The organism is Duganella sp. GW822-FHT06D06, assembly GCF_058799615.1.
Genome location: NZ_JBXALQ010000002.1, coordinates 445,990 through 457,677 on the forward strand (window position 1 = coordinate 445,990; position 11,688 = coordinate 457,677).

The window sequence follows — 11,688 nt, forward strand, 5'->3', positions numbered from 1 at the left end:
TTAAGCTTAGTCGCTCAACCCGAAGAAGCAAGATTTTAAAGGACTTTGGCGATCGCGTCAATGACGATGTCAATGTTACGGGAATTGAGCGCGGCCACGCAGATCCGGCCGGTATCGACCGCGTAGATCGACTGCGCGCGCAGCTGCTCGACCTGCGCCTTGCTCAAGCCCGAGTACGAGAACATGCCGACCTGGTCGCTGACGAAGGCGAAATCATGGGCCGGGGCCTTGGCCTTCAGCTTGGCGACGAAGGCTACCCGCATTTCCTTGATGCGCACGCGCATGCCGGCCAGTTCGTCTTCCCACATCTGGCGCAGCTCGGGCGTGGTCAGCACGGTGGCCACCACTTTGCCGCCGTGGACCGGAGGATTCGAATAGTTGGTGCGCACCACGCGCTTGAGCTGCGACATCAGACGGCTCGCCTCTTCGCCGCTGGCGGCGACCACGCTCAGCGCGCCCACCCGCTCGCCGTACAGCGAGAACGACTTCGAGAACGAGTTCGACACCAGCAGCGGACCGCCGGCGGCGGCGAAGCGGCGCACCACGGCGCCGTCTTCGGCGATGCCGGCGCCGAAGCCCTGGTAAGCCATGTCCAGGAACGGCACCAGGCCGCCATTGGTCACTGCCGCGATTACTTCATCCCACTGGGCCGAGCTCAGGTCGGCGCCGGTCGGGTTGTGGCAGCAGGCGTGCAGCAGCACGATGGAGCCGCGCGGCATGGCCTTCAGGTCGGCCAGCATGCCGGCGAAGTTCACGCCGTGGGTGGCCGCATCGTAGTAGGCGTAGTTGTTGACGACGAAGCCGGCGCTTTCGAACAGCGCGCGGTGGTTCTCCCAGCTTGGGTCGCTGATGTAGACCTGCGAATCCGGCGCGAAGCGCTTCAGGAAGTCGGCGCCGATCTTCAGTGCGCCGGTGCCGCCGATCGCTTGCACGGTCACGGCGCGCTTCTCTTGAATCACGGCGCTGTCGGCGCCGAACACCAGCTCCTGCACCGCCTTGTCGTAGGCAGCCAGGCCTTCGATCGGCAGGTAGGTGCGCGGCGCAGGCGTGGCGATCAGGATTTCTTCCGCCTTCTGCACGCACGACAGCAGCGGTACTTTGCCGTTGTCGTCATAATAGACGCCTACGCCCAGATTGATTTTGGCCGGATTCTGGTCGGCGTTGAAGGCTTCGGTAATGCCCAGGATAGGGTCGCGTGGGGCCATGTCGATGGCGCTGAACAAGCTAGGATTCGTCATGATAAGATTGGATTCGATTGGAGGCGATACGCAGCGGTTGAAGGTAGACAGCGTCCAATGAAAAACTGCTTCAGGCCGCTGGCAGGCCATTATTTTAACAAAGGTCGGACAAGATGGCTGATTTACCAGTAGTAGACACCCCAAACGCAACGGTAGTTACCTTCCCGGACTCGCCGTTCAAGCTGCACCAACCCTTCCCGCCGGCCGGCGACCAGCCCACCGCGATCAACCTGCTGTGCGAGGGTATCGACGACGGCCTGTCCTTCCAGACGCTGCTCGGCGTGACCGGTTCCGGCAAGACCTACACGATGGCCAACGTGATCGCCCGCAAGGGCCGTCCCGCCATCGTGTTCGCGCCGAACAAGACGCTGGCCGCGCAGCTGTATTCGGAGTTCCGCGAATTCTTCCCGGAGAACGCGGTCGAGTACTTCGTCTCCTACTACGACTACTACCAGCCGGAGGCCTACGTGCCGCAGCGCGACCTGTTCATTGAAAAGGATTCGTCCATCAATGAGCACATCGAGCAGATGCGCCTGTCGTGCACCAAGTCGCTGATGGAGCGGCGCGACGTCATCATCGTCGCCACCGTGTCGGCGATCTACGGTATCGGTAACCCGACCGAGTACCACCAGATGATCCTGACGCTGCGCGCCAAGGACCGCGTGTCGCAGCGCGACATCATCGCCCGCCTGATCCAGATGCAGTACACCCGCAACGAAGTGGACTTCGGCCGCGGCACCTTCCGCGTGCGCGGCGACACGCTCGACATCTTCCCGGCCGAGAATGCGGAACTGGCGGTGCGCCTGGACCTGTTCGACGACGAGCTGGAATCGATCCAGCTGTTCGATCCGCTGACCGGCCGCGTCAAGCAGAAGATCCCGCGCTTCACCGTCTATCCCGGTTCGCACTACGTCACGCCGCGTTCGACCGTGCTGCGCGCGATCGAGACCATCAAGGTGGAGCTGCGCGAGCGGCTGGAGTTCTACCGCAAGGAGAACAAGCTGATCGAAGAGCAGCGCCTGGAACAGCGCACCCGCTTCGACCTGGAGATGATGAGCGAGATCGGCTTCACCAAGGGCATCGAGAACTACTCGCGCCACCTGAGCGGCGCCCTGCCCGGCGAGCCGCCGCCGACGCTGGTCGACTACCTGCCGAAGGACGCGCTGATGTTCCTCGACGAGTCGCACGTGCTGATCGGCCAGCTGAGCGCCATGTACAACGGCGACCGTTCGCGCAAGGCCAACCTGGTGGACTACGGCTTCCGCCTGCCGTCGGCGATGGACAACCGGCCGCTGAAGTTCGAGGAGTTCGAGCAGAAAATGCGGCAGACGGTGTTCGTCTCCGCCACCCCGGCCGAATACGAACGCACCCACGCCGACCAGGTGGTCGAGCAGGTGGTGCGTCCGACCGGCCTGGTGGACCCGCTGATCATCGTGCGTCCGGCCAGCTCGCAGGTGGACGACCTGATGTCCGAGATCACGCTGCGCGTCGCCAAGAACGAGCGCGTGCTGGTGACCACGCTGACCAAGCGCATGTCGGAACAGCTGACCGAATACCTGAGCGATCACGGCATCAAGGTGCGCTACCTGCACAGCGATATCGAGACGGTGGAACGGGTCGAGCTGCTGCGCGACCTGCGCCTCGGCACCTTCGACGTGCTGGTGGGGATCAACCTGCTGCGCGAAGGCCTGGATTTGCCGGAGGTGTCGCTGGTGGCGATCCTGGACGCCGACAAGGAAGGCTTCCTGCGCTCCGAACGTTCGCTGATCCAGACCATCGGCCGCGCCGCCCGTAACCTGAACGGCGTGGCGCTGCTGTATGCCGACCGCATGACCGATTCGATGGAACGCGCCATCGGCGAGACGGAGCGCCGCCGCGCCAAGCAGATCGCCTTCAACACCGCCAACGGCATCGTGCCGCGCGGCGTGCACAAGGTGATCCGCGACATGATCGACGGCGTCTTCAGCCCACAGGAGGCGCGCGAAGAACTGCAAGTGGCGCAGGAGACGGCCAAGTACGAATCCATGAGCGAGAAGCAGATCAGCAAGGAGATCAAGCGCCTGGAGAAGGCCATGCTCGATCACGCCAAGAACCTGGAGTTCGAAAAGGCCGCGCAGGTGCGCGACCAGCTGCATCAGCTCAAACGGCAGCTGTTCGGCGCGCCGGGGGCGGACAATATCGCCTGAAGGTTGTAGTCCTTTATTTATTTGCCTGCCGACGGCGCCTTGACGAAGCTGCTCAAGGCGTCGATCAGCTGCGGCGCCACCGAAAACTCGGGGCTGCCGTAGGATTTCCTCTGCTTGGCCTCATCGTCGCCGACCAACTTCAGCAGATGGTTCATGCCCTCCACCACCACCAGCCTGGCGCGCGGCGCGGCCGCCGCCAGTACCGTCGCTTCCGACGCCGGCACCTGGATGTCGGACGTGCCTTGCAGGATCAGCACCGGCATCGTCAACGCCGCGATCGCCGTGCGCGGATCGCGCTTCAGCGATGAAATCAGATACGGCTGCACCGACGGGTGGTACAACATCATCAGGCCCGGGGGCACATCGTCCACCGTCTTGCCCTGCTTGAGCGCTACCAATATGCGTTCGTTCTGCGCCTCCAGCGCCGGCGGCAGCTTGGACTTGAGCTGCTCGCGCAGGATGTCGTCGAGCGGATGGCCGGCGCCGGCGATCAGCACGCAGGCATCGGTGGCGGCCTGCCTGCAGGCCTCGGCGGCGATCTGCGCGCCTTCGCTATGCCCCGCCATCACCACGCGCGAGAAGCGCGGATCGGCGCGCAGCTTGCGCAGCCAGGCGGTGGCGTCGTCGATGTAGTCGTCCAGGCGCAGGTCCTGTTCCTTCCACACCGGCAGCGCGCTGGCGCCTATCGCGCGTTTATCGTAGCGCACCGAGGCGATGCCGCGCTGGGCCAGCGCCTCGGCCACCATGCGCAGCGCATCGTTGGGCCCCGGCAGCAGCTTGTTGTTGCCGTCGCGGTCAGTCGGGCCGGAACCGGCGTGCAGCAGCACCACCGGGAACTTGCCGCCGCCGTCGGGCAGCAGCTCCGTTCCATACAAGGTGCCGCCACCCACATCCAGCGACACCGGCCGCTGGGCCGCATGGGCCGACAACGACAACATCAACAAAGACAGCAATAGCTTGAAGCGCATACCAATTCTCCGATCAATGAGGAACACGTTTGTAGAGCAGCAGCGAGTAGCCCACCGCCAGCGGCGCCCAGGCCAGCATCAGCGCCAGCAAGGCCCATATCGGGGCGCCCAGCCAGAGGGCGAACAGTCCCAGCAAGCCGCTGGCCACCATCAGCCGCGCAGCCAGCCGGTGCGTGGCGTACCAGACGCGCTCGCTGGCCAGCGTCCACGGCGTACGGATGCCCATGAAGAAGTTGCGGCGCACCTTGCCCATCGGGTTGCCGGCCAGGACAAGCAGCACGAACATGCCGGCCGGGATGGCCGTCCCCATCGGCACCTGGACATGCAGCGAGGCGGCCAGCACCAGCGCGTAGACATAGGCAAGCAGGCCGACCACGACGCCGCTCACGTAGTAGTAGGTCGGCTCGAAGCCGCCGATCTCGAAGCGGTGCGGCGAGATCGCCGGCATCACCACGCCCAGCCACGCCACCATCGCCATCATGCCGGGACCCAGCAGCCATAAGGCCGCCTTGGGACCATAGCCGTCGGCCACGCCGCCGGCGTTCCAGTGCACCGGCACTTGCGCGGGCAGCTGCGGCCAGAAGTAGACGGTGGCCGCGCTGGCGACAGCGATCAGCAAGGCGCAAAACAGCAGATAACGAGTTTTCACTTCTTCCTCCCTTTGGTTTCAGCGCCGGCCAGGTCCATCATCCATGACAGCACATCCTGGAGCACCGTGGTGTTCAAGCCGTACCAGATGGTCTGCCCTTCGCGGCGGCGCGTAATCAGGTCGGCGTCGGCCAGCACCGCGAAGTGATGCGACATGGTCGGCTTGCTCATGTCGAAATGCGCCGCCAGGTCGCCAGCCGTCATCTCGCCGGAACGCAGCAGGCGCAGTATCTCGCGCCGCGCCGGATCGGCGATGGCCTTGAAGGCGTTGTTGGAAGCATTCATATTAAGGCAGTCATCTAATTAGACAGTCATCTAAATATAGACCGATAAAAACCGGCGGTCAAGCGATATTCGCTGCCGCCTTGCCGGGCTAGATGGCCAGGCCAGCGCCGTCGAACACATGCCAGCGCGCCGGCTCGACACGCACCACCGCCACCTGCCCGTTCCGCCAGCGTACCTCGGGGTCGGTACGGGCGATGAATTGCGTCGTGCCGCCATCCGGCGTCAGGTAGACATAGCTGGCATCGCCCAGCAGCTCCGCCGCCAGTACCGTGACGGCGATGCCCTCGCCGCCCATAGCTTCCAGCGCCATGTGCTCGGCGCGCACGCCCAGCGTGATGCCATCGCCCACAGCCAGGCCGGCGCGCAACGCCACCTGCGCCAACGCACCGCCGGCCAGCCGCACCGACATCGTTGTCGGCGCCAGCTGCTCCACCGTGCCGTCAATGAAATTCATCGCCGGAGAACCGAGGAAACCCGCCACGAAGCGGTTGGCGGGCCGCTGGTACAAATCCAGCGGCGCCCCCACCTGCTCCACCACGCCGCCGCGCAGCACCACGATACGGTCGGCCAGGGTCATCGCCTCCACCTGGTCGTGGGTCACATAGATCATCGTGCTGCGCAAGGTGCGGTGCAGGTTCTTCAACTCGATGCGCATCTGCACCCGCAACGCCGCATCCAGATTCGACAGCGGCTCGTCGAACAGGAACACCTGCGGCTGGCGGACGATGGCGCGGCCTATCGCCACCCGCTGCCGCTGGCCGCCGGACAGCTCCTTGGGCTTGCGCTGCAATAGCGGTTCGATGCGCAGGATGGCGGCCGCCTGCGTCACCTTGCTGCGGATTTCATCTTGCGGCAGGCCAGCCAGCTTCAGCGCGAAGGCCATATTGTCGTACACCGTCATGTGCGGATACAGCGCATAGCTCTGGAACACCATGGCGATGCCGCGCGCGGCGGGCGCCACGTCGGTCATGTTTTTACCGCCGATCAGTACCGCGCCTTCGTCGCTGTTTTCCAGTCCGCAGATGGTGCGCAACAGCGTCGACTTGCCGCAGCCGGATGGGCCGACGAACACCACAAACTCGCCGTCGGCGATGCTCAGGTCGATACCACGCAAGATCTGCTGCTGGCCAAACCCTTTCTTGATGCCTTGTATTTCCAGTCCAGCCATGCCGTTCCCCTGTTAGCCCAACACCAGTTCGACGCGATGCGCCGCACCGTCGCGCCGCATCGGTATGCGCGCCACGCCGTCATGCACCACCAGCGACGCACCATCGAGCGTGGCGCTCAATACCGCACCGGCGCTGCGCTGCGGATTGCGCACAATGATCTCGTAGCTGCCGCCGTCATCCGGCAGTTGGTGCTGGATGGTGAACTCCGGCCATTCGTCCGGAATGCGGGGCGCCATCACGATCGTATTGCCGCCCTCGATACGGAAACCAAGCACCGACTCCAATCCCACCCGGTACATCCAGCCCGACGAGCCGGTGTACCACGTCCAGCCGCCGCGCCCGACGTGCGGCGCTTCGCCGTAGATGTCGGCGGCGATCACATAGGGCTCGACCTGATACACGGCCACCGCCGCCGGGTCCAGCGCGTGGCTGACGGGGCTGAGCATCTCCAGCAGCGCGGCGGCGCGGTCGCGGCGTCCCGCCTCGGCCATCGCCCGCACCGCCCAGCAGGCGGCGTGCGTGTACTGGCCGCCGTTCTCGCGCACGCCGGCCACGTAGCCCTTGATGTAACCGGGATCGTTGGGCGTATTGACGAAAGCTGGCGTCAGCAGGCGTATCAGCTTGTCCGGCACGGACACCAGGCGCTGTTCCATCGCGTCGAGCGCCTGCCTGGCGCGCTCCGGCGGCGCCACTTCCGAGATGATGGCCCAGGCCTGCGCCAGCGCATCGATCTGGCACTCGTCGCTGTCCCTGGAGCCGATCACCGCGCCGTTATCGTAGAAGGCGCGGCGGTACCACTCGCCATCCCAGCCGTCGGCGTTCAGCGCCTGGTCGAGGTGGTCGTGATAGGCGCGGTAGAACATCACGCGCGTGCTGTCGCCGCGTCGCTCGCAGATCGGCAGAAAGTCCTTGATGATGCGCGACAGGAAAAATCCCATCCATACGCTCTCGCCGCGCCCTTCGCGGCCGACGCGGTTCATGCCGTCGTTCCAGTCGCCGGTGCCCATCAGCGGCAGCCCATGCACACCCTGGGTCAGCGAGCGGTCCAGCGCGCGGCAGCAATGCTCGTAGACGTCGCCGCTGAAGCCGGACAGTTCCGGCTTCAGGTAGATCTCGTCCTCGCCCGCCTCCAGCAGAGGCGCGGTGAGGAAGGGTTCGACTTCATCGAGCACGCTCCAGTCGCCGGTGGTGTTGATGTAGAAGGCGGTGACATACGGCAGCCATAACAGGTCGTCCGAGAAGCGCGTGCGCAGGCCCTGTTCCAACGGCGCCGTGTGCCACCAGTGCAGCACGTCGCCTTCCACAAACTGGTGCGCTGCGTGGATGCGGATCTGCTGGCGCGTCAGGTCGGGGCGGGCGTAGATCATCGCGCTGGAGTCCTGTAGCTGGTCGCGGTAACCCAGCGCGCCGCCGGATTGGTAGAAGGCCGAGCGGCCCCAGATACGGCAGCTCAGGTTCTGATAGGCCAGCCAGCCATTCTGCATCAGGTCCACCGCGGGCGCGGGCGTCGTCACCTGCACCGCGCCCACGGTATGACGCCAGAACGCGGTGATCTCGTCGAACGCCGTCTGCACCGCGCCCGGCGCCCTGTAGCGCTGCACCAGGTCCAGCGCCGCCTTGCGCTCCACCGTTTCTCCCAGCAGGAATATGCATTCCAGCGTGGCGCCAGGCGCCAGTTCGTGCACCGCCTGGAGCGCCGCACAGGGATCAAGGCCGGCGCCGGTGACGCCGTCGAGTCGCGGCGCCGCCAGCGCGGCAGGATTTGCCGGGCTGCCGTGGCGGCCGATGAAGGCTGCGCGGTCGGCGCTGTAGTGAACGGTGGCGCCGGCGCCAGCCAATACGGCCGCGAAAGTCACGCCGTCGGCAAACTGGCCGGCCAACGGATTGTGGGCCAGCAGCACGCCGCTGGCGTCATGTTCGGTGACGACGAAGCGGCTGGAGTCGGCCGGCGTGCCGCCCAACACCAGGCGCTGGTATGAGAACAACGATAAACGGCGCGCGGCGGCGCCGCGATTGCTCACGCGGACGCGCACAATCTTGACCGGATCATGGCGCGGCACGAACATCACGGTTTCCTGCTCAAGTTCGTGACTGACATGATTGAACCGTGAATAGCCGAAGCCGTGCGCCACTTCGTAGCCGGCGCCGGCGGGCGCCGGGCCGGGAAGCGGCGACCAGAATGCTCCGCTGTCCTCGTCGCGCAGATACACGGCTTCGCCGTGCGGATCGCGGATAGGGTCGTTGTGCCACGGCGTCAGGCGATGCACGCGGCTGTTGCGGCTCCATGTGTAGCCTGCGCCGCTTTCGCTGACCAGGAAACCGAAATTTTCGTTGGAGATGGCATTACTCCAGGCCAGCGGCGGCCGGTGCAGCCCGCGCTGCGCATTCCAGTCCAGGCGGATCACATACTCATCGCCGGCGTCGGAGAAGCCGCCGTTGCCGTTAAAGAACCGCAGCAGCGAACGGCCCGGCGGTAATGCCGGGCCGTCGGCGCGCGCTTCAGGCGGCGCTGCCGGCGCACAGGCCGCGCCATCGACATCGCCGAGCGCGGGCAAGCCACCACGCACGATCAGCAAGGCATTCAATTCAATGCTCGCCATCTCAGCTGGAGCGATATCGTCGGGCTTGCGCTGGTAGACACCTTCCTGCTGCGGCCAATTGCCGTCGGCCGTCAGCAGCAGCACGTTCAGCGGCAGACCCAACGCGGCCCAGTAGCGGCGCGCGCGCAGCACAAAATCGACACTGGAATCGACGCGGCCCACGCTGCGCAGCAGTATCATCGGGCCCGCCGGCAAGTCGGAACCTTGCGCGACACCTGTCGCCGCGCTGAACACCGCGCTGGCAATGGCCGCCGTGGAAGCCGGCACCCGCACGGCCGACTGGCCGTACAACATGGCGCCCGCCAGGCGATGGCAATACTCGGCCTGCGTATCACTGAGCCCGATCCGCTGCTGCAGTGCCGTGCCGGCGGCGCGCGCGGCGGCGAACAGCGGCTGCCCAGCGCCATCGATGGCGGCTGTCAACGCCAACGCCTGTTCGCGGCCCGGCGCCGCGCCCAGCATGAAGACCAGGCGCACCTGTTCGTCCGGCCCGAGCACCACGCTGCGACGCAGGCTGAAGGCCGGATCGAGCACATTGCCGGCGTTGCCGGACAACTCGCCATCCAATCCCGCTGGCGCGCGCAGGTCGCGGCCGCGACCAATAAAGCGGGTGCGGTCCGTTTCGTATCCTGCCGCAGCGCCACCGGCTGCGGCATGCACCATCCATAAACCTGCCTCCCCCTCGCCACGAGGGCGCCGCCGCGCCAGCAAGGCGCCAGTGGCGTCGTCGTGTTCGGTCTGCACGAACAGCTTGGAGAACGCCGGATGCGCAGCCTCGTCGGACTGGCGGTTCAGCACAACCTCCAGGTAGCTGGTCAGTTCGATGGTGCGTTCGCGGTCCGACAGATTACTCAACAAGACGCTGCGCAGCTCCACATCACGCAGCGGATCGACGGCCACTTCCATCCGCGCCCCGATGCCATGGGCGACGACGTCGATCCAGCAGCTGCCGGCGTCGCCACCGGCGGAGCGCCGCAAGCCGGCGGCGACGCCGGCGCCGGGCTGCGCGCCCAGCGACCATAGCTGGCCACTCCCTGCGTCCCGCAGATAGAAGAAGTAGCCTTCCGCATCCTCGATGCGGTCACCGTTCCAGCGTGACAGCATGGACTCGCCAACGCGACTGAAACCGGTGCCGGCGCCGCTGATCAAGGTGGTAAAGCTGCCGTTGGACAGCAGTTGCGCGTGACGCGACAGTTCAGGAGTGGTCATGACGTTATACCGGTGGGTTCAGGCAGGCGCCATTGCTGGCGACGATATCGGCGTACAGCAGCGCGCTGTCCTTCAAGGTGCGCTGTTGGGTTTCGAAGTTGACGTGGATGATGCCGAAGCGCTTGGAAAAGCCCAGCGACCATTCGAGGTTGTCCAGCAGCGACCACACCATGTAGCCACGCAGGTCCACGCCCAACTCCAGCGCAGCGTGCAGCGCGCCCATGTTCTTGCGCAGGCAACTCATGCGCAAGGGATCGTGCACCCGGCCATCCTCCGCCTGCGGCGGATCGTAGAAGGCGGAACCGTTCTCCATCACATACAGCGGCGTGTCGCCATAGCGCTGCTTGAAGTTGAGCAGCGTATCGGTCAGCCCTTGCGGGAACACCTCCCAGCCGGTTTCCGTATAAGTGGCCTGGGTCTGGCGCACCGGCGCCACGCGCAGCGGCCAATGCGCCGGATCGTTGCGCACCACACTACGCGTGTAGTAGTTGATGCCGACGAAGTCCAGCTTCTGGCCAATCAACTCGAAGTCGGCGGTCGGCCAATCGGGCCAGGCGTCACCGAAGATTTCCTTCAGCTCCGACGGATAACTGCCGAGGAAAATCGGATCCAGGTACTGGCGGTTCATGTAGGCGTCGGCGCGGCGGGTCGCATCGAGATCGGCCTGCGACTCGCTGGCCGGGTACTTGGGTTCGATGTTGACGACAATGCCAATCTGGTACTTGCCCTCTTCGCGGTAGGCCTTGACTGCGCTGCCGTGTGCGCGCATCAGGTTATGGCTGGCCAGCGCCGCTTCGTGCAGGCTGCGATGGCCGGGGGCCAGCGTGCCATGCAGGTAGCCGCCGTCCGTGACTACCCATGGTTCATTGAGCGTGGCCCAGGATTTGACGCGGCCGTCGAAGGCTCGGAACAGCACGCGGGCATAGTCGGTGAACCATTCGGCGATATCGGGATTGAGCCAGCCGCCACGGTCATCCAGCGCTGCCGGCAGGTCCCAGTGATACAACGTCGCCATCGGCTCGATGCCGTTGGCCAGCAGCTCGTCGATCAGGCGGCTGTAGAAATCCAGGCCGGCCTGGTTCACGGCGCCGCGTCCCTGCGGCAGGATGCGGCTCCACGATACGCTGAAACGGTAGGCTTTCAAACCCAGCTTGACCATCAACGCCACGTCTTCCTTGTAGCGATTGTAGTGGTCGCAGGCGATGTCGCCATGGTCGCCGTCGCGCACATTGCCGGGCACCGCGCAGAAACGCTGCCAGATGCTCGGTCCCGCACCGTCGGCCAGCGGCGATCCTTCGATCTGGTAGGCCGACGTGGCGCTGCCCCACAGGAAATTGGCTGGAAATTGAATCGCTTTGTTCATGTAAAAATCCCTTGAGTGCGGA

8 protein-coding genes are annotated in these 11,688 nt (G+C 65.3%); 1 reads left to right on the forward strand and 7 read right to left on the reverse strand.

Annotated elements, in window-relative coordinates:
* Positions 1–35 precede the first annotated feature (35 nt).
* Entirely contained in the window at positions 36–1,238 is a 1,203-nt protein-coding gene (locus tag AC1RMD_RS05245; protein WP_492924310.1) for an amino acid aminotransferase, read from the reverse strand.
* A gap of 113 nt (positions 1,239–1,351) precedes the next feature.
* Between AC1RMD_RS05245 and uvrB the strand changes: the two genes are divergently transcribed.
* Complete coding sequence (gene uvrB / locus AC1RMD_RS05250; RefSeq protein ID WP_492924312.1) at positions 1,352–3,424, forward strand: excinuclease ABC subunit UvrB; 2,073 nt, start codon at positions 1,352–1,354, stop codon at positions 3,422–3,424.
* A 17-nt stretch (positions 3,425–3,441) separates the two neighbouring features.
* On the opposite strand, the gene AC1RMD_RS05255 is transcribed toward uvrB, so the two are convergent.
* The 6 genes from AC1RMD_RS05255 to AC1RMD_RS05280 all read right to left on the reverse strand — a co-directional run bounded on the left by AC1RMD_RS05255 (position 3,442) and on the right by AC1RMD_RS05280 (position 11,666).
* Positions 3,442–4,392: an alpha/beta hydrolase gene (locus AC1RMD_RS05255; protein WP_492924314.1), complete on the reverse strand. Its 951-nt coding sequence runs from the start codon at positions 4,390–4,392 to the stop codon at positions 3,442–3,444.
* A gap of 13 nt (positions 4,393–4,405) precedes the next feature.
* On the reverse strand, positions 4,406–5,041 hold the full coding sequence (locus AC1RMD_RS05260; RefSeq protein WP_492924316.1) for an SdpI family protein: 636 nt from the start codon (positions 5,039–5,041) through the stop codon (positions 4,406–4,408).
* Complete coding sequence (locus AC1RMD_RS05265) at positions 5,038–5,325, reverse strand: autorepressor SdpR family transcription factor (RefSeq protein WP_492924318.1); 288 nt, start codon at positions 5,323–5,325, stop codon at positions 5,038–5,040. The genes AC1RMD_RS05260 and AC1RMD_RS05265 overlap by 4 nt, the downstream gene beginning before the upstream one ends.
* A gap of 88 nt (positions 5,326–5,413) precedes the next feature.
* Positions 5,414–6,493 (reverse strand): ABC transporter ATP-binding protein, encoded by a 1,080-nt coding sequence (locus AC1RMD_RS05270; protein ID WP_492924320.1) that lies wholly within the window; start codon positions 6,491–6,493, stop codon positions 5,414–5,416.
* Between the two features lie 12 nt (positions 6,494–6,505).
* On the reverse strand, positions 6,506–10,303 hold the full coding sequence (locus tag AC1RMD_RS05275; protein WP_492924322.1) for a GH36-type glycosyl hydrolase domain-containing protein: 3,798 nt from the start codon (positions 10,301–10,303) through the stop codon (positions 6,506–6,508).
* Between the two features lie 4 nt (positions 10,304–10,307).
* Positions 10,308–11,666, reverse strand: coding sequence for a GH1 family beta-glucosidase (locus AC1RMD_RS05280; RefSeq protein WP_492924324.1), 1,359 nt, complete (start codon positions 11,664–11,666; stop codon positions 10,308–10,310).
* Positions 11,667–11,688: the final 22 nt, after the last annotated feature.